15 protein-coding genes are annotated in these 17,252 nt (G+C 69.9%); 9 read left to right on the forward strand and 6 right to left on the reverse strand.

What is annotated here, in order from left to right:
* The first annotated feature begins 177 nt into the window (after window positions 1-177).
* The 4 genes from AC6CKD_RS13620 (at window position 178) to AC6CKD_RS13635 (ending at window position 3,994) form a co-directional block, all read left to right on the forward strand.
* Window positions 178-1,749 carry a nucleobase:cation symporter-2 family protein gene (locus AC6CKD_RS13620; RefSeq protein WP_498327424.1) on the forward strand — a complete coding sequence of 524 codons (1,572 nt, stop codon included), beginning with the start codon at window positions 178-180 and terminating at the stop codon, window positions 1,747-1,749.
* Between the two features lie 103 nt (window positions 1,750-1,852).
* Complete coding sequence (recO, locus tag AC6CKD_RS13625; RefSeq protein WP_250754311.1) at window positions 1,853-2,599, forward strand: DNA repair protein RecO; 747 nt, start codon at window positions 1,853-1,855, stop codon at window positions 2,597-2,599.
* 11 nt (window positions 2,600-2,610) lie between these two features.
* The gene (locus AC6CKD_RS13630; RefSeq protein ID WP_478689872.1) at window positions 2,611-3,435 is read left to right on the forward strand and encodes an isoprenyl transferase; all 825 of its coding nucleotides are present in this window, start codon (window positions 2,611-2,613) and stop codon (window positions 3,433-3,435) included.
* Window positions 3,436-3,457: 22 nt separating this feature from the next.
* Entirely contained in the window at window positions 3,458-3,994 is a 537-nt protein-coding gene (locus AC6CKD_RS13635) for a YcxB family protein (protein ID WP_498327425.1), read from the forward strand.
* Here the strand turns inward: AC6CKD_RS13635 and AC6CKD_RS13640 are convergent.
* Genes AC6CKD_RS13640 through AC6CKD_RS13655 form a run of 4 tightly spaced genes read right to left on the reverse strand, consistent with a single transcriptional unit; the run spans window position 3,991 to window position 7,161 of the window.
* Window positions 3,991-4,422 (reverse strand): Fur family transcriptional regulator, encoded by a 432-nt coding sequence (locus AC6CKD_RS13640; protein ID WP_498327426.1) that lies wholly within the window; start codon window positions 4,420-4,422, stop codon window positions 3,991-3,993. The two genes, AC6CKD_RS13635 and AC6CKD_RS13640, sit on opposite strands and share 4 nt — an antisense overlap.
* Before the next feature lie 59 nt (window positions 4,423-4,481).
* Window positions 4,482-5,348 carry a metal ABC transporter permease gene (locus tag AC6CKD_RS13645; protein WP_498327427.1) on the reverse strand — a complete coding sequence of 289 codons (867 nt, stop codon included), beginning with the start codon at window positions 5,346-5,348 and terminating at the stop codon, window positions 4,482-4,484.
* A complete protein-coding gene (locus AC6CKD_RS13650) occupies window positions 5,348-6,139 on the reverse strand; it encodes a metal ABC transporter ATP-binding protein (RefSeq protein WP_498327429.1) in 792 nt (263 codons plus the stop codon). Before AC6CKD_RS13650 ends, AC6CKD_RS13645 begins: the two co-directional genes overlap by 1 nt.
* 35 nt (window positions 6,140-6,174) lie before the next feature.
* Window positions 6,175-7,161 carry a metal ABC transporter substrate-binding protein gene (locus AC6CKD_RS13655; RefSeq protein WP_498327431.1) on the reverse strand — a complete coding sequence of 329 codons (987 nt, stop codon included), beginning with the start codon at window positions 7,159-7,161 and terminating at the stop codon, window positions 6,175-6,177.
* 156 nt (window positions 7,162-7,317) lie between these two features.
* On the opposite strand from AC6CKD_RS13655, the gene AC6CKD_RS13660 reads away from it, so the two are divergent.
* Complete coding sequence (locus AC6CKD_RS13660) at window positions 7,318-8,700, forward strand: glycine--tRNA ligase (RefSeq protein ID WP_498327432.1); 1,383 nt, start codon at window positions 7,318-7,320, stop codon at window positions 8,698-8,700.
* Between the two features lie 96 nt (window positions 8,701-8,796).
* Here the strand turns inward: AC6CKD_RS13660 and AC6CKD_RS13665 are convergent, their stop codons facing one another.
* Window positions 8,797-9,141 carry a DoxX family protein gene (locus tag AC6CKD_RS13665; RefSeq protein ID WP_498327434.1) on the reverse strand — a complete coding sequence of 115 codons (345 nt, stop codon included), beginning with the start codon at window positions 9,139-9,141 and terminating at the stop codon, window positions 8,797-8,799.
* 90 nt (window positions 9,142-9,231) lie between these two features.
* Between AC6CKD_RS13665 and AC6CKD_RS13670 the strand changes: the two genes are divergently transcribed.
* Window positions 9,232-9,687, forward strand: a complete 456-nt coding sequence (locus AC6CKD_RS13670) for a MarR family winged helix-turn-helix transcriptional regulator (protein ID WP_498327435.1) — start codon at window positions 9,232-9,234, stop codon at window positions 9,685-9,687.
* A 48-nt stretch (window positions 9,688-9,735) separates the two neighbouring features.
* Here AC6CKD_RS13670 and AC6CKD_RS13675 read toward each other — a convergent pair whose 3' ends face one another.
* Window positions 9,736-11,211, reverse strand: a complete 1,476-nt coding sequence (locus tag AC6CKD_RS13675) for an MFS transporter (protein ID WP_498327437.1) — start codon at window positions 11,209-11,211, stop codon at window positions 9,736-9,738.
* Window positions 11,212-11,274: 63 nt separating this feature from the next.
* On the opposite strand from AC6CKD_RS13675, the gene dusB reads away from it, so the two are divergent.
* The 3 genes from dusB to AC6CKD_RS13690 all read left to right on the forward strand — a co-directional run bounded on the left by dusB (window position 11,275) and on the right by AC6CKD_RS13690 (window position 17,072).
* Window positions 11,275-12,417, forward strand: coding sequence for a tRNA dihydrouridine synthase DusB (dusB, locus tag AC6CKD_RS13680; RefSeq protein WP_498327439.1), 1,143 nt, complete (start codon window positions 11,275-11,277; stop codon window positions 12,415-12,417).
* 375 nt (window positions 12,418-12,792) lie between these two features.
* Window positions 12,793-15,501, forward strand: coding sequence for a pyruvate, phosphate dikinase (ppdK, locus tag AC6CKD_RS13685; protein ID WP_498327440.1), 2,709 nt, complete (start codon window positions 12,793-12,795; stop codon window positions 15,499-15,501).
* A 485-nt stretch (window positions 15,502-15,986) separates the two neighbouring features.
* Entirely contained in the window at window positions 15,987-17,072 is a 1,086-nt protein-coding gene (locus AC6CKD_RS13690; RefSeq protein ID WP_498327441.1) for an ArsR/SmtB family transcription factor, read from the forward strand.
* The last annotated feature ends 180 nt before the right edge of the window (window positions 17,073-17,252 follow it).

Raw genomic sequence — 17,252 nt, forward strand, 5'->3', positions numbered from 1 at the left:
GGCGTTCAATTCCGGTCACACGAGGAGACGCCGCCGGTAACACCGCGGAGCTTCGATTCACGTGGACGCACTGACAACCCTGACGGATCAACGGGCTAACGACCCACTCCGGCCAGGGATAACCAGCTTCCTTCAGCTTCCTCTCAGTTACCTACCTCATTGAAGGGCAAGGCAGAGATGGCACGTGTCGCCGCACCGCTTTCCGCCACCGGAAAGCAGAGCACGCACCCGGTCGACGAGGTGCTCCCCCTCCCCAAGCTCGCGCTGTACGGCTTCCAGCACGTACTCGCGTTCTACGCCGGTGCGGTGATCGTTCCGATCATCGTCGGTGGCGCCCTCGGGCTGTCCACCGAGCAGCTGGTCTACCTCATCAATGCCGACCTCTTCACCTGCGGTATCGCCTCGATCATCCAGGCGTGGGGCATCGGCAGGATCGGGGCGCGGCTGCCCCTGATCCAGGGCGTCACCTTCACCGCGGTGTCCCCGATGATCGCCATAGGTCTCGGAGCGGGCGGCGGGACGGCGGGCCTCCTCGTCATCTACGGCGCGGTCATCACGGCCGGCATCGCCACCTTCGCCTTCGCCTGGCTGCCCCCCAAGGCCTTCCGCGTGATCATGCGGCTCTTCCCGCCGGTCGTCACCGGCACGGTCATCACCGTCCTCGGCATCGTGCTGATCCCGGTCGGCCTGAACGACGCCGCGGGCGGCCTCGGCAGCCCCGACTTCGGTGACCCGAAGCACTTCGCCTACGCCGGCGGCACGATGCTCTTCATCCTGATCCTGATGAAGCTCGGCCGGCCGTTCCTCAACAGCATCTCCATCCTGCTCGGCCTGGTCGGCGGCACCGCCGTCGCCTTCCTGCTCGGCGACGCCAAGTTCGGCAACGTGAGCAACTCGGACTGGATCGGCATCACCACGCCGTTCTACTACGGCGCCCCGAAGTTCGAGTGGTTCCCGATCGTCCTGATGCTCATCGTCATGCTGATCACCATGGTCGAGACCACCGGCGACACCTACGCCGTCGGCGACATCGTCGGCAAGGACATCGACAGCGAGACCGTGGCTCGCGCCCTGCGCGCCGACGGAGCCGCGACCGCCCTCGGCGGTGTCCTCAACTCCTTCCCGTACGTGGCCTTCGCGGAGAACGTCGGCCTGGTCCGCATGACCAAGGTCAAGAGCCGCTTCGTCGTGGTCGCCGCGGGCGTCTTCATGATCGTGCTCGGCATGATCCCCAAGGCAGCCGCGATCGTCGCCGCGGTTCCGCACGGAGTGCTCGGCGGCGCCGCGACCGTGATGTTCGCCATGGTCGCCCTGGCGGGCATCCAGACCCTGGCCAAGGTCGACCTCAAGGAGGAGAAGAACGCGCTCGTCGTGGGTGTCTCCCTGGCCTTCGCGCTGCTCCCCGCCACCGTCCCGATCCTGTTCAAGGACCACATGGACGCGGACCTCTCCTCGCTCCTCAACAGTGGGGTGACGCTCGGTGCCACGGCCGCCATCGTCCTGAACCTGATCTTCAACGGTCTGGGCAAGGACGGCGCGCACGGCGCCCCGCAGGCCGATGCTCCGCAGGCCGACGCTCCGCAGGTCGACGCCCTGAAGGTCGACGCTCCGCAGGCCGACGCTCCGAAGGACGCCGCCCTGAAGGCCGACGCTCCGAAGGACGCCGCCGCGGCGTCGGACGACGAGCCCACGGCAGCCATTCCGGCCCAGTCGGGCGAGGGCGAGCCCGCCCCTGCGCCGACCGCCTGATCCTCCCAAGGGGTGTCCCCCGCCGGCGCTCGCGCCCGGCGGGGGACGCTGCCGTTCCGGGAGTCCGTCCGTCCTGTCGGTGGGGTACAGGACAATGGGATCCATGAGTCTGTTCCGCGACGACGGCATCGTGCTGCGCACCCAGAAGCTGGGTGAGGCGGACCGCATCATCACGCTCCTGACCCGGGGCCACGGCCGGGTCCGGGCCGTCGCCCGCGGCGTGCGGCGCACCAAGTCCAAGTTCGGCGCCGGGCTGGAACCTTTCTCCCACGCCGACGTGCAGTTCTTCTCGCGAAGCGGCGAGCTGATCGGCCGCAGCCTCCCGCTCTGCACGCAGACCCAGATCATCGCCCCGTACGGCAACGGCATCGTCACCGACTACGCCCGCTACACCGCCGGCACCGCGATGCTGGAGACCGCCGAGCGGTTCACCGACCACGAGGGCGAACCCGCCGTTCAGCAGTACCTGCTGCTCGTCGGCGCCCTGCGCACCCTCTCGCGCGGCGAACACGCGCCGAACCTCATCCTCGACGCCTTCCTGCTGCGCTCCCTCGCCGTCAACGGCTACGCGCCCAGCTTCGACGACTGCGCGAAGTGCGGGCTTCACGGACCCAACCGGCACTTCTCCGTCGCCGCGGGCGGGGTCATATGCGGCGACTGCCGCGTCCCCGGCAGCGTCGTACCCTCGTCGGAGGCCATCGCCCTGCTCAGCGCGCTGCTGACGGGCGACTGGGGCCACGCCGACGCGTGCGAGGCGCGTCACGTGCGGGAGGGCAGCGGGCTGGTTTCCGCCTACTTGCACTGGCATCTGGAGCGCGGGCTACGCTCCCTTCGATACGTCGAGAAATAGGAGCTGGGCACATGGCACGACGCGGGATTCTGGGACGCTCTCGCCGGGAGTACAAGGTTCCCGAGCCGCACCCCTCCGGGGAGCGCCCGCCGAAGATCCCCGGCGAGCTCATCCCGAACCACGTCGCGGTCGTCATGGACGGCAACGGCCGCTGGGCCAAGGAGCGCGGCCTGCCGCGCACCGAGGGCCACAAGGTGGGCGAGGGCGTCGTGCTCGACGTGCTCAAGGGCTGCCTGGAGATGGGCGTCAAGAACCTCTCCCTGTACGCCTTCTCGACGGAGAACTGGAAGCGCTCGCCCGACGAGGTGCGCTTCCTCATGAACTTCAACCGCGACGTCATCCGGCGCCGCCGCGACGAGATGAACGAGCTGGGCATCCGCATCCGCTGGGTCGGCCGCATGCCGAAGATGTGGAAGTCGGTCGTCCAGGAGCTCCAGGTCGCGCAGGAGCAGACCGTCGACAACGACGCCATGACCCTCTACTTCTGCGTCAACTACGGCGGCCGCGCCGAGATCGCGGACGCGGCGCAGGCCATCGCGCGCGATGTCGCGGCGGGGAAGCTGGACCCCTCGAAGGTCAACGAGAAGACCTTCGCGAAGTACATGTACTACCCGGACATGCCGGACGTGGACCTCTTCCTGCGCCCGAGCGGCGAGCAGCGCACCTCCAACTACCTGCTCTGGCAGAGCGCCTACGCCGAGATGGTGTTCCAGGACGTCCTGTGGCCCGACTTCGACCGCCGCAACCTCTGGCAGGCCTGCTACGAGTACGCCCAGCGCGACCGCCGCTTCGGCGGGGCCGTCCCGAACCAGGGGGAGCCGGGCACCTCGGCCTGAGCCTCGTCTACGCTCCCGTGTCATGCACATGGGTGGAGATCAGGAGCAGCGGACGGAACAGGTCGTGCTGGCGTACAGGCCGACGCTCGCGGACGTTCGGGGGGCCGTCCTGGCCCGCGCCCGGCGGACGGGTGCGGGCCGGGCGGAGACGGCCGCGATCCCGCTGATGACGGCCGTCCTCGTGACGGTGTTCGGCCTGGTCCGCGGAGTCCTGCCGGTCGTCCTCGTGGGCGGCGCGGTGGTGTCGCTGGGCGTCGGCCTCATCGGTGCCCGGTTGGTCCGGCGCAGTATGGCCCGCCAGATCCACAGCGTCGTGGGGCAGTACGGGGAGTGCCGCACGACTGCCGACGACCGGGGCGCCGTGACCACGGGCGAGACCATGTCCTTCTCGGCCGACTGGAAGCTCTTCCCGCGGTACGTCGAGACGCCCGAGCTGTTCGTCCTCATCGGGGGCACGCGCGCGGCCGCCATCGGGGTGCTGCCGAAGCGGGGCGCCCAGCACCCCGGCGACATCGACCGGCTGCGGGCGATCCTCGACCGGAACCTGAAGCGGCTCTAGGCCGCGGCCGCCGCGCAGTCCGCGCAGGTGCCGAAGACCTCCACCGTGTGGGCGACGTTCACGAAGCCGTGTTCGGCCGCGATCGCCTCCGCCCACTTCTCCACCGCCGGGCCCTCCACCTCGACGGCCTTGCCGCACTTGCGGCAGACCAGGTGGTGGTGGTGGTCCCCGGTGGAGCAGCGCCGGTAGACGGACTCGCCGTCGCTGGTCCGCAGCACGTCGACCTCGCCGGCGTCCGCGAGGGACTGCAGGGTGCGGTAGACGGTGGTCAGGCCCACGGAATCACCGCGGTGCTTGAGCATGTCGTGGAGTTCCTGGGCACTGCGGAACTCGTCCACCTCGTCCAGCGCCGCCGCCACGGCGGCCCGCTGTCGGGTGGATCGTCCTCGTACTGGCGCGGTATTCATCTCGCCAGGCGCAGTCGCCACCGGTTCCTCCTCGTCTCGGCCTCGGGCCATTGTGCCAGGCGGCCGCCTGCCCGAGGTCTTCAGACCTTTACGTCGTCCTGCGTGCAGACTTCTTCGGCGGCGGGGGCGGCCCTCGCCCGGCGCCGGGCCAGGGGGCTGGACACCGCCGTCATCACCATGAAGACGGCGATGGCGAGCAGGACGATCGTGGCGCCGGACGGTACGTCGATGTAGTAGGTGGCGGCCGTGCCGGACAGCGAGACCAGCACGCCGATCACCATGGCCACCGTCAGGGTGGCGGTGAACCCGCGGGTGACGCGCTGGGCGGCCGCGACCGGGATCACCATCATGGCGCTGACCAGCAGCAGGCCGACGATGCGCATCGCGACGGTGACGGTGACGGCCGCGGTGACGGCCATCAGCAGGTTCAGGAAGCGCACCGGCAGGCCGGTGACCCGGGCGAACTCCTCGTCCTGGCACACCGCGAAGAGCTGCCGGCGCAGGCCCAGGGTGGCGGCGACGACGAAGAGGGCGAGGAGCACGACCGCGGTGATGTCCTCGGCCGAGACCGTGGTGATGGAGCCGAAGAGGTAGCTGCTCAGGTTGGCCGTCGAACCGCCCGGAGCCAGGTTGATGATCATGACGCCGCCGGCCAGGCCGCCGTAGAAGAGCATGGCCAGCGCGATGTCACCGCTGGTCTTGCCGCGGGAGCGGATCAGTTCCATGCCGACCGCGCCGATGATCGCGACGAGGGTGGCCATCCACACGGGGCTCGTGTTGAGCAGGAAGCCGAGCGCGACGCCGGTCATGGCCACGTGCCCGATGCCGTCGCCCATGACGGCCTGGCGGCGCTGTACGAGGTACGTGCCGATCGCGGGGGCCGTGATGCCGACGAGGGCGGCGGCGATGAGGGCCCGCTGCATGAAGGCGTAGTCGAGGAGGTCCATCAGCTCAGCAGTCCCGTCCGGAGGGGCTCGGCGTCGTGCGCGGAGTGGGGGTGTACGTGGTCGTGGCCCGGCAGTGCGTGCTGGCCCAGGGCCTCCGGGGGCGGGCCGTCGTGCGTGACGCAGCCGTCGCGCAGGACGACGGCGCGGTCGATGAGAGGCTCCAGCGGGCCCAGCTCGTGCAGGACCAGCAGCACGGTGGTCCCGGCGGCCACCTGGCTGCGCAGGGCGTTCGCGAGGACCTCCTGGTTGACCAGGTCCACGCCGGCCATCGGCTCGTCCATGATCAGCAGCTCGGGTTCGCCGGCGAGCGCCCGGGCGATGAGCACCCGCTGGTGCTGGCCGCCGGAGAGGGCGTTGACGGAGGCGTCGGCGTGGGAGCCCATGTCGACCAGGTCCAGCGCGCGCTCCACGGCGGCCTTGTCGGCCTTGCGCAGGAACCCGAAACGGGTGCGGGCGAGCCGGCCGGCCGAGACGACCTCGCGGACGGTGGCGGGGACCCCGCTCGCGGCGGTGGTGCGCTGGGGCACGTACCCGATGCGCGACCAGTCGCGGAAGCGCTTGAAGTCGGTGCCGAAGAGGGACAGGGCGCCGTCGCTCAGCGGGACCTGGCCGACCACGGCGCGGACGGCCGTGGACTTGCCGGAGCCGTTGGCGCCGAGCAGGGCGACGACCTCACCGCTGCGGACGGTGAGGTCGATGCCGCGCAGCACGGGGCGCGAGCCGAGCGAGGCCGTGGCCCCGCGCAGGGATATGACGGGCTGGTCCAGGGCCTGGGTGGGCTTGGACTCCATGGCTCGCGCCTCCGTTGCCGCTATTGCTGCTGCCATTACTTGCTGCCGAGTGCCTTCTGGAGGTTCTTCAGGTTGGCCCGCATGACCTCGAAGTAGTCAGCGCCCTGGGACTTGTCCGTGACTCCCTCCAGGGGGTCCAGGACGTCGGTCTTCAGGCCGGTGTCCTCGGCGAGGGTCTTGGCCGTCTTGTCGCTGGCCAGGGTCTCGAAGAACACCGTCGTCACATTGTCCTGCTTCGCGAGGGCCTGCAGCTCCTTCATCCGGGCCGGGCTCGGCTCGGACTCGGGGTCGACGCCGGAGATGCCCTCCTGGTCGAGGCCGTAGCGCTCGGCGAGGTAGCCGAAGGCGGAGTGGGTGGTGATGAAGGTCTTGGAGGCCGTGTTCTTCAGGCCGTCCTTGAACTCGGTGTCCAGCGCGCCCAGCTTGGCGACGAGCTCGTCGGTGTTCTTCTTGTAGTCCGCCGCGTGGTCGGGGTCGGACTTCTCCAGGGCCGCGCCGACGCCCTTGGCGACCTCGGCGTACTTCACGGGGTCGAGCCAGACGTGCGGGTCCGCGCCGGCCTCGCCCGCGTGGGCCTCCTCGCCCGCGTGCGCCTCTTCGCCTGCGTGCGCCTCGCCCTCGTGGCCGTCGTGGCCGGAGGTGCCGTGCTCCTCCAGTGCGGTGAGGGTGCCGGCATCGACGATGTTCTTCACGCCGGACTGGGCGACGGCCTTGTCGACGGCGGGCTGCAGCGTCTTGAGGTAGAGGACGACATCGGCCTCGCCGAGCTGCGCGGTCTGCTTCGGGGTGATCTCCAGGTCGTGCGGCTCGACCCCGGGCTGGGTGAGGGTGTCGACCTTCACGTGGTCCTTGCCGATCTGCTCGGCGAGGAACTGCATCGGATAGAACGACGCCATCACGTCGAGCTTGCCGTCCCCGGCTCCGGCGGCTCCGGCCGTGCCCGAGCAGGCGGTGAGGGCCGTGGCGGCGAGGGCGACGGTCGCGGCGAGGGCGGCGGTGGGTATGAGGCGTCGTACGTTCATGACATCCATTTTCATCAAAGATGGAAACGATTGTCAAAAAGCCAGGTGAGAGGGGTGCGGAGGGCCCTTGGGCGGGGGTCCCGATTTGAAAGGGGGGGTGCGGGCGCCGGTAACCTTGAGGCTTCGCCGTTCGTCCTCGTAAATGAAGAGAGCACCGTGGCCGCCGACAAGATCGAAACCATCGTCAGCCTGAGCAAGCGCCGTGGCTTCGTTTTCCCGTGCAGTGACATCTACGGCGGCTCTCGGGCTGCCTGGGATTACGGTCCGCTCGGTGTCGAGCTCAAGGAGAACATCAAGCGCCAGTGGTGGAAGGCGATGGTCACCGGGCGTGAGGACATCGTCGGCCTCGACTCGTCCGTGATCCTGGCCCCCGAGGTCTGGGTGGCCTCCGGCCACGTCGGCACGTTCTCGGACCCGCTGACCGAGTGCACCTCCTGTCACAAGCGCCACCGCGCCGACCACCTGGAAGAGGCGTACGAGGCCAAGCACGGCCGTGTGCCCGCCAACGGTCTCGCGGACATCAACTGCCCCAACTGCGGCGTGAAGGGCCAGTTCACCGAGCCCAAGCAGTTCTCCGGCATGCTGGAGACCCACCTCGGCCCGACCCAGGACACCGGCTCCAAGGCGTACCTGCGCCCCGAGACCGCGCAGGGCATCTTCACCAACTTCGCCCACGTGATGACCACCTCGCGCAAGAAGCCCCCCTTCGGCATCGCGCAGATGGGCAAGTCCTTCCGCAACGAGATCACCCCCGGCAACTTCATCTTCCGCACCCGAGAGTTCGAGCAGATGGAGATGGAATTCTTCGTCAAGCCGGGCGAGGACGAGCAGTGGCAGGAGTACTGGATGCAGGAGCGGTGGAACTGGTACCGCGACCTCGGCATCCGCGAGGAGAACATCCGCTGGTACGACCACCCGAAGGAGAAGCTGTCCCACTACTCGAAGCGCACCGCCGACATCGAGTACCGCTTCAACTTCGGTGGCAATGAGTTCTCCGAGCTCGAAGGCGTCGCCAACCGCACCGACTTCGACCTCAAGGCGCACTCCGCCGCCTCCGGCACGGACCTCCTCTACTTCGACCAGGAGACCAAGGAGAAGTACACCCCGTACGTCATCGAGCCGGCGGCCGGCGTCAACCGCGCCATGCTCGCCTTCATGCTCGACGCGTACAACGAGGACGAGGCCCCCAACGCCAAGGGCGTCATGGAGAAGCGCACCGTGATGCGCCTCGACCCGCGCCTGGCGCCGGTCAAGGTCGCCGTCCTGCCGCTGTCCCGCAACGCGCAGCTGTCGCCGAAGGCCAAGGGCCTCGCCGCCGACCTGCGCAAGTACTGGAACATCGAGTTCGACGACGCGGGCGCCATCGGCCGCCGCTACCGCCGCCAGGACGAGATCGGTACGCCGTTCTGCGTCACCGTCGACTTCGACACCCTCGACGACAACGCGGTGACCGTGCGCGAGCGCGACACCATGAAGCAGGAGCGCGTCTCCCTGGACCAGATCCAGAGCTACCTCGGCAGCCGCCTGCTCGGCTGCTAGGCCCCGCCGCGAGAACGCCAGTGGCCCGGTGCGCGATGCGCACCGGGCCACTGGCGTTCTCGCGGGCGGTCGCGGGCGGCCCCTCCGGTCCGGCCGTCAGGACGTCACGCGCAGGACCAGGGCCGCTACCGCGACCAGGGCGAGGACGGCCGCCGGGGCGAAGGCGTAGTCCTTCGCGCGCAGGTGGGCGACGATCGCGCCGAGGAAGTAGAGGGTCACGCCGATGGCGGCGGCCATGCCCAGCGGGATCAGCCACAGGCCCGCGACCAGGCCGATCGCACCGGCCGCCTTGAGGCCGGCCAGCCGGGGGAGCCAGGAGTCCGGCACTCCGACCTTCGCCATGCTCTCCGTGATCGCGGGGTTGCGCTGGAGCGTGAAGGTCGCGGACGCGGCGAGGGTGAGGGCGAGCAGTCCGGCGACGACGGCGTAGGCGATGAACATGGCGGGCTCCAACGATCGATGGGATGGAATCATTGAATACCATCAATGATCGGCAGAGCGCAATCATTTCCCGGTTGTTACGATGTGGACATGACGGCGCCTCAGGACCCCACGCACTCCCCGCAGCGGCTGGGCATGCTGCTGGCCTGGCACGGATCGGTCACCCAGACCCGCATGAAGAAGGCGCTCAGCGCCGCCGGACTCACCCCCCGCCACGCGATGACCTTGATGCACCTGGACGGCGGGCCCATCGGGCAGGGCGCGCTGGCGGAGCGGCTGGAGGTGGACCCGAGCGTGCTCGTCGGGATCCTCAACGACCTGGAGGGCGGCGGACTCGTCGAGCGCCGCCGGGACCCGGCCGACCGCCGCCGCCACAACGTGGCCATCACCGACGCCGGAACCGCGGCCCTCGCGAAGACGAACGCGGCCCTCGACGCGGTGGAACTCGCACTGTTCGCCGGCCTCTCGGACCGGGACCAGGACGCGCTGCGCGGCCTGCTGGACCGGATCGACTCGCGCAGCGAGGACTTCGCCTGCGACGAGTAGGCGGGTGGGCGGGCGGTCCGGCGGTCCGGGGGCCGCGCAGCCGTCGGCTCAGTGCAGCGGTGCGGCGCCCGTCTTCGACGGGCCGGCCTGCGGCTCCAGGGCGCGGGCCGTGCGCCGGGCCGTCTCCCGGGCCCAGGGGCCGCTGGTCGCGAAGCCGACGAACAGGACGAGCAGTCCGCACACCGTGATGATCCACCAGGCGGGCCGGGCCGCGGCCACGAACGCGGCGGCGGATCCGGCGGATCCGGCCCCGGACGCGCCCGCCAGCCCGGCGGCCAGCACCGCGCCGACGACGGCCACGCCCAGCGCCCCGCCGGTCTGCCGGCTGGTGGAGGCCACCGCCGCGGCCACGCCGGCCTGGGCGCGCGGCATCCCGGAGACGGCGGTGTTGGTGATCGGCGCGTTCACCAGGCCGAACCCGATGCCGAAGAGCACGTACCCGCAGAACAGCATCGGCGTCGAGTTCTCGGCCGAGAACGCGGCGAACAGCAGCCCGCTCGCGCTCATCGTCACGCCCGCGACCAGCAGCGGCAGCCGCGGTCCCCGGCTGGCGACGAGCCGTCCCGACACGGGCGCGCAGAGGAAGGCGAAGGCCGCCATCGGCAGCATGTACAGGCCCGCGTCCAGGGCGCCGAGACCCCGTACGTCCTGGAGGTAGAGGGTGTTCAGGAACAGGAACCCGGACAGCGCGGCGAAGGCGCTGACCGCGATCACCGTGGCCCCGCTGAAGGGGGCGCTGCGGAAGAACCGCGGGTCGATCAGGGGCTCCGCCCGCCGTGACTCGTAGGCCACCAGCCCGGCCAGGGAGGCGACGGCGACGAGCACGCAGCCGAGGATCAGCGGGGAGCGCAGTCCGGCCGCGGGGGCCTCGATGATCCCGAAGGTGACCGAGCCGAGCAGCCCCATGATCAGCAGCTGCCCCACCGGGTCCGGGCGGCGCGGGTGGTCGGCCCGGGACTCCGGGATGTAGCGCAGGGTCAGGACGAGGGCGAGGAGGCCGACGGGGAGGTTGATCCAGAAGATGGACCGCCAGCCGACCGAGTCCACGAGCACGCCGCCGATCAGCGGGCCCGCGGCCATGGAGATGCCGACGACCGCACCCCAGACGCCGATGGCGCGGGCGCGCTCGCGCGGTTCGGTGAAGGTGTTGGTGATGATCGACATGGCGACCGGGTTGAGCATCGAGCCGCCGACGGCCTGGATCATCCGGAAGGCGATCAGCCAGCCCAGGCTCGGCGCGAGCGAGCAGAGCACCGAGCCGGCGGTGAAGAGCACGATGCCGACGATGAACACCTTGCGGCGGCCGATCCGGTCCGCGGTGGAGCCGGCCAGCATCAGCAGCGAGGCCAGGACCAGCGTGTACGCGTCGATCGTCCACTGCATGCCGGCCACGGAGGCGTCCAGATCGCGGCGCATGGCGGGGAGGGCGACGTTCAGGACCGTGTTGTCCAGGCTGACGATGAGCAGGCTCATGCAGCAGATCGTCAGGATCAGCAGGCGTCGCCGCTGGGTCAGCTCGTCCATGGGCCGATAGTACGCCTAACTAACGACATGCGATCAACGGCACGACTGGGCCACAATGGTGAGATGACCACGCTCCCCCCGCCTCTCGCGATCGGCCCGCACACCGTGCAGCCCCCGGTGGTGCTCGCGCCGATGGCCGGCATCACCAATGCCCCGTTCCGTACCCTGTGCCGCGAGTTCTCGGGCGGCAAGGGGCTGTTCGTGAGCGAGATGATCACGACCCGGGCCCTGGTCGAGCGCAACGAGAAGACCATGCAGCTGATCCACTTCGACGAGACCGAGAAGCCCCGCTCGATCCAGCTGTACGGAGTCGACCCCGCGACGGTCGGCAAGGCGGTCCGCATGATCGTCGAAGAGGACCGCGCCGACCACATCGACCTCAACTTCGGCTGCCCGGTGCCCAAGGTCACCCGCAAGGGCGGCGGATCGGCCCTCCCGTACAAGCGGCACCTGCTGCGCGCGATCCTGCGCGAGGCCGTCGCGGGCGCCGGCGACCTGCCGGTGACGATGAAGATGCGCAAGGGCATCAACGACGACCACCTCACCTACCTCGATGCCGGCCGGATCGCCGTCGAGGAGGGCATCACCGCCATAGCCCTGCACGGCCGCACCACCGCCCAGCACTACGGCGGCACCGCGGACTGGGACGCCATCGCACGGCTCAAGGAGCACGTGCCGGAGATCCCCGTGCTCGGCAACGGCGACATCTGGTGCGCCGAGGACGCGCTGCGCATGGTCCGTGAGACCGGCTGCGACGGCGTCGTCGTCGGGCGCGGCTGCCTGGGGCGCCCGTGGCTGTTCAACGACCTGGTGGCGGCCTTCGAGGGGCGTCCCGAGGACTTCCACAAGCCCACGCTGCGGGAGGTCGGGCAGACCATGCTCCGCCACGCCCAGCTGCTGGGGGAGTGGATCGGCGACGAGGCGCGCGGGGTGATCGACTTCCGTAAGCACGTGGCCTGGTACACGAAGGGCTTCTCGGTGGGTTCGGAGATGCGGCAGAAGCTCGCCGTCACCTCCTCCCTGGCCGAGCTGGATGCTCATCTGAGCGAGCTGGATTTGGATCAGCCCTGGCCGGACAGCGCGGACGGCCCGAGGGGTCGTACGTCCGGAAACAACCGGGTTGTCCTGCCCGAGGGCTGGTTGAAGGATCCTTACGACTGTGCGGGCGTGAGTGAGGATGCCGAACTGGACACGTCCGGAGGCTGAGAAAGTGGTGGCAAAACGTGCCACCGGTGGCGTGACATACGCCACGCATGGGTGAGGTTTCGCTCAGATGAGCGTATTGGTCACGGGTAAGACTTTCAAAGGGTGGCACTGGGTGCCACCCTTTGTTCGTTCAAGTCTTGAACGCAAATGTATCGATGATCGCTCATCGGAGCAGAAACAAGCCTCAGTGGGCACCTTGGGCTTCGGGACCTGAAGAGTCTTCGTAGGTTTCGGCTACTCGCCAGTTACATTCGATTGGCTGGCACCCAGGTGGTTACGGCCGCATGACCGCCAAGTGGACGTACCCATAAGCCTTCGATCTGGGTATGTTCCTGGCCGTCAGGGCAGCCACCGAGCCTCGAGGAGTCGAGACCCGTGTCGGAAAACAAAGATCAGAAGCTCGTCTACGACTTCACGGAGGGCAACCGCGACCTCAAGGACCTTCTCGGTGGCAAGGGTGCCAACCTCGCCGAGATGACCAACCTGGGTCTGCCGGTCCCCCCGGGCTTCACCATCACCACCGAGGCCTGCAAGGTCTACCTCGACAGCGGCGAGGCCCCGGCCGAGCTGCGCGAGGAGGTCAGCGCGCACCTCGCCGCCCTCGAGGCGAAGATGGGCAAGAAGCTCGGCCAGTCGGACGACCCGCTGCTGGTCTCCGTGCGTTCCGGCGCCAAGTTCTCGATGCCGGGCATGATGGACACGGTCCTCAACATCGGCCTCTCCGACGAGTCCGTCACCGGTCTCGCCGCCCAGGCCGGCAACGAGCGCTTCGCCTGGGACTCGTACCGCCGCCTGATCCAGATGTTCGGCAAGACCGTTCTCGACGTGGACGGCGAGCTGTTCGAGGAAGCCCTCGACGAGGCCAAGGCCGCCAAGAAGGTCACCGTCGACACCGACCTCGACGCCGCCGACCTGAAGAAGCTGGTCACCCGCTTCAAGAAGATCGTCGCCAAGCAGGCCGGCCGCGACTTCCCGCAGGACGCCCGCGAGCAGCTCGACCTCGCCGTCGAAGCGGTCTTCAACTCCTGGAACACCGACCGCGCCAAGCTCTACCGGCGCCAGGAGCGCATCCCGAGCGACCTGGGCACCGCGGTCAACATCTGCTCCATGGTCTTCGGCAACCTCGGCCCCGACTCGGGTACCGGCGTCGCCTTCACCCGCGACCCGGCCACCGGCCACGCGGGCGTCTACGGCGACTACCTCCAGAACGCCCAGGGCGAGGACGTGGTCGCGGGCATCCGCAACACCGTGCCGCTCGCGGACCTGGAGACGATCGACAAAGTCTCGTACGACCAGCTCATGACGATCATGACGACGCTGGAGACCCACTACAAGGATCTCTGCGACATCGAGTTCACCATCGAGCGCGGCCAGCTGTGGATGCTGCAGACCCGCGTCGGCAAGCGCACCGCCGGCGCCGCCTTCCGCATCGCCACCCAGCTCGTGGACCAGGGGCTGATCGACGAGGCCGAGGCCCTCCAGCGCGTCAACGGCGCCCAGCTCGCGCAGCTGATGTTCCCTCGCTTCGACGAGGATGCCAAGACCACCCTGCTGGGCCGCGGCATCGCCGCCTCCCCGGGCGCGGCCGTCGGCAAGGCCGTCTTCGACTCGTACACGGCCGTCAAGTGGTCCCGCTCCGGCGAGAAGGTCATCCTGATCCGCCGCGAGACCAACCCCGACGACCTCGACGGCATGATCGCCTCCGAGGGCATCCTGACCTCGCGCGGCGGCAAGACCTCGCACGCCGCCGTCGTCGCCCGCGGCATGGGCAAGACCTGCGTCTGCGGCGCCGAGGACCTCGAGGTCGACACCAAGCGCCGCCGCATGACGGTCGGCGGGACGGTCGTCGAAGAGGGCGACGTCGTCTCCATCGACGGTTCCACCGGCAAGGTCTACCTCGGCGAGGTACCCGTCGTACCGTCTCCGGTCGTCGAGTACTTCGAGGGCCGCATGCACGCCGGCGCCGACGACGCCGACGAGCTCGTCGCCGCCGTGCACCGGATCATGGCCTACGCCGACCGCGTGCGCCGGCTGCGCGTGCGCGCCAACGCCGACAACGCCGAGGACGCGCTGCGCGCCCGCCGCTTCGGCGCCCAGGGCATCGGCCTGTGCCGCACCGAGCACATGTTCCTCGGCGAGCGCCGCGAACTGGTCGAGCGCCTGATCCTCGCGGACACGGACCAGGAGCGTGAGGAGGCACTCGGTGCCCTCCTGCCGCTGCAGAAGAAGGACTTCGTCGAGCTGTTCGAGGCGATGGACGGACTGCCCGTCACCGTCCGCCTGCTCGACCCGCCGCTGCACGAGTTCCTGCCCGACATCACCGAGCTGTCGGTGCGCGTCGCCCTCGCCGAGTCCCGCAAGGACGCCAACGAGAACGACCTGCGCCTGCTCCAGGCCGTGCACAAGCTGCACGAGCAGAACCCGATGCTGGGTCTGCGCGGCGTCCGCCTCGGCCTGGTCATCCCCGGCCTGTTCAAGATGCAGGTCCGGGCGATCGCCGAGGCCGCGGCCGAGCGCAAGAACGCCAAGGGCGACCCGCGCGCCGAGATCATGGTCCCGCTCGTGGGCACCGTCCAGGAGCTGGAGATCGTCCGCGAGGAGGCCGACCAGGTCATCGCCGAGGTCGAGGCCGCCACCGGCACCGACCTCAAGCTGACCATCGGCACCATGATCGAGCTGCCCCGCGCCGCCCTCACGGCCGGCCAGATCGCCGAGGCCGCGCAGTTCTTCTCCTTCGGCACGAACGACCTGACCCAGACCGTGTGGGGCTTCTCCCGCGACGACGTCGAGGCCAGCTTCTTCACCGCCTACCTGGAGAAGGGCATCTTCGGGGTCTCGCCCTTCGAGACCATCGACCGGGACGGCGTCGGCACGCTGGTCCGCAGCGCCGTCGAGGCCGGCCGGGCCACCCGCCCCGACCTCAAGCTCGGCGTCTGCGGAGAGCACGGCGGCGACCCCGAGTCCGTCCACTTCTTCCACGAGGTCGGCCTGGACTACGTCTCCTGCTCGCCGTTCCGGATTCCGGTCGCGCGCCTGGAGGCCGGCCGCGCCGCCGCCGAGGCGAAGGGCAGCGACAGCCGCTGACCGCTCCGCGGCCCCGACGCAGGGGCCCCCATTGACCGCGCCTGCCCCCGGGTTCCCTGACGTCCGGTGGCAGGCGCGTCTATTTCCCCGGCCTTGGCCGGTGTTCCACGGCGTTCCCCGGTGTTCCTCGGCGTTCGCGGTCGTTCCCCGGCGTTCCCCGGGCCCAGTATTGGTTCAAAGTTGTTCCAGATGCCTTAACAGCAACAGGCGGTGGACGGATCCCCACCCGTCCACCGCCTGCCGCCAATCCGCCGGACACGTCGGCGCTTCCCGGTGCGACCGACCGCCAGGCCCCGCAAAGCCCCCCACGGCCTTCGCGGAGCGTTTCGGTCGCGCCGGAGTGTGCCCGGCGGAGTACAGGATTTCGGTTGTCACACCTCCGCCGAAAGGGGTTTCAACTGTGGCTGAAAGGCCATGGTGACCACGTGTGACGGCGTGCATACTCGAGGGGCGGGGGGATTGCGGTTGCACAGGTGGGGGTTCGGGTGCTGCGTATCCATTTCACTGGAGTGGACCTCGCGCGCGTAAGGATGGCAGGGCGTCCGGATGCGTTGTGGGAAACGATTCTTAGTTTTCACCGCTTACGGGACCGGCGCGATACCCGGCTCTTCGGCGAGTGGCGTGCGGAAACGCGCACCAGGTTGAATGGTGAAACGCGACTTCTCGGTGCGCTGATACCGAGCCGCGGATATTTCCCCGATTTCCTGACCCCCGTGGAGGGGCGGTACGGGTGGGACGTGGGCCTCGACGCACTGCGCGGGATCCGCCCCGAGCGGCTGCGCCGCGAACTCACCCTGCTCGGCCGGGGCGTGGAGGCGGGCTCGGGCATGGCCGCGGCCTTCGGGATGCCGGCTGCGGCGGGCGGCGCCGCCTCCCGCGGCCCCGAGGCCCTGGTCCCCAGGCGGCTGCGGGACTTCATGGAGGGGGACACCGCGCACCTGCCCCGGCTGCTCGGGGAGCTGCGCGGGTACCACCGGGCGGCCGTGGAGCCGTACTGGAGCCACATCCAGGCGCAGATCGAGGCCGAGCGGGCCGCGCGGGGGCGGGCGCTGCTCGACGGCGGAGCGGACGAGCTGCTGGCCTCGCTGCCGCCGATGCTGCGGTGGCGGGCGCCGGTGCTGGAGTGCGACTACCCCGTGGACCGGGACGTACGGCTGCGGGGGCGCGGGCTGCTGCTCCAGCCCTCCTTCTTCTGCCGGCGCACGGCGGTGACCCTGCACGATCCGGAGCTGCCGCCCGTGCTGGTGTATCCGGCGGCGGCCGAGTCGTCCTCGGCGCAGGCCGGCGGTGAGGCGGCCCGGCCGGCGGAGGAGCGGCGGCGGCACCGCCAGCACACCCTGGGCAAGCTCGTCGGGCACACCCGGTCGGTGGTGCTCCAGGCGATCGGCGACGGGGCCACCACGAGCGAGCTGGCGCGGCGGGCCGGGGTCTCGCTGGCCTCCGCGAGCCAGCACGCGGGGGTGATGCGGGAGGCTGGGCTGGTCACCACGCTGCGGCGGGGCAACGCCGTGCTGCACACGGTGACGCCGCTGGGGGCCGCGCTGCTCAAGGGCGGGGCCGTGATGTCGTAACGGGCCGCGCCCCGGCGGGTTCGAGACCCCGCCGGGGTGCGGCCGGTGGTGCGGTGCGGGGTCGTTGCCAGGGGCTCTGCCCCCGGACCCCCGCGCCTCAAACGCCGGCGGGGCTGGATTTGGCCCCCGGCCGGTGGTGCGGTGCGGGGCCGTTGCCAGGGGCTCTGCCCCCGGACCCCC

It is taken from the genome of Streptomyces sp. GQ60 (assembly GCF_059758875.1).

Excerpts from the sequence above, each read along its gene's own strand:
- AC6CKD_RS13675 (WP_498327437.1), bottom strand. The coding sequence starts at position 11,211 with ATGGACGAGCTGACCCAGCGGCGACGCCTGCTGATCCTGACGATCTGC.
- AC6CKD_RS13670 (WP_498327435.1), top strand. The coding sequence starts at position 9,232 with ATGACGGCGCCTCAGGACCCCACGCACTCCCCGCAGCGGCTGGGCATG.
- AC6CKD_RS13650 (WP_498327429.1), bottom strand. The coding sequence starts at position 6,139 with ATGGAGTCCAAGCCCACCCAGGCCCTGGACCAGCCCGTCATATCCCTG.
- AC6CKD_RS13645 (WP_498327427.1), bottom strand. The coding sequence starts at position 5,348 with ATGGACCTCCTCGACTACGCCTTCATGCAGCGGGCCCTCATCGCCGCC.
- dusB (WP_498327439.1), top strand. The coding sequence starts at position 11,275 with ATGACCACGCTCCCCCCGCCTCTCGCGATCGGCCCGCACACCGTGCAG.
- AC6CKD_RS13630 (WP_478689872.1), top strand. The coding sequence starts at position 2,611 with ATGGCACGACGCGGGATTCTGGGACGCTCTCGCCGGGAGTACAAGGTT.
- AC6CKD_RS13665 (WP_498327434.1), bottom strand. The coding sequence starts at position 9,141 with ATGTTCATCGCCTACGCCGTCGTCGCCGGACTGCTCGCCCTCACCCTC.
- AC6CKD_RS13635 (WP_498327425.1), top strand. The coding sequence starts at position 3,458 with ATGCACATGGGTGGAGATCAGGAGCAGCGGACGGAACAGGTCGTGCTG.
- AC6CKD_RS13620 (WP_498327424.1), top strand. The coding sequence starts at position 178 with ATGGCACGTGTCGCCGCACCGCTTTCCGCCACCGGAAAGCAGAGCACG.
- recO (WP_250754311.1), top strand. The coding sequence starts at position 1,853 with ATGAGTCTGTTCCGCGACGACGGCATCGTGCTGCGCACCCAGAAGCTG.
- AC6CKD_RS13655 (WP_498327431.1), bottom strand. The coding sequence starts at position 7,161 with ATGAACGTACGACGCCTCATACCCACCGCCGCCCTCGCCGCGACCGTC.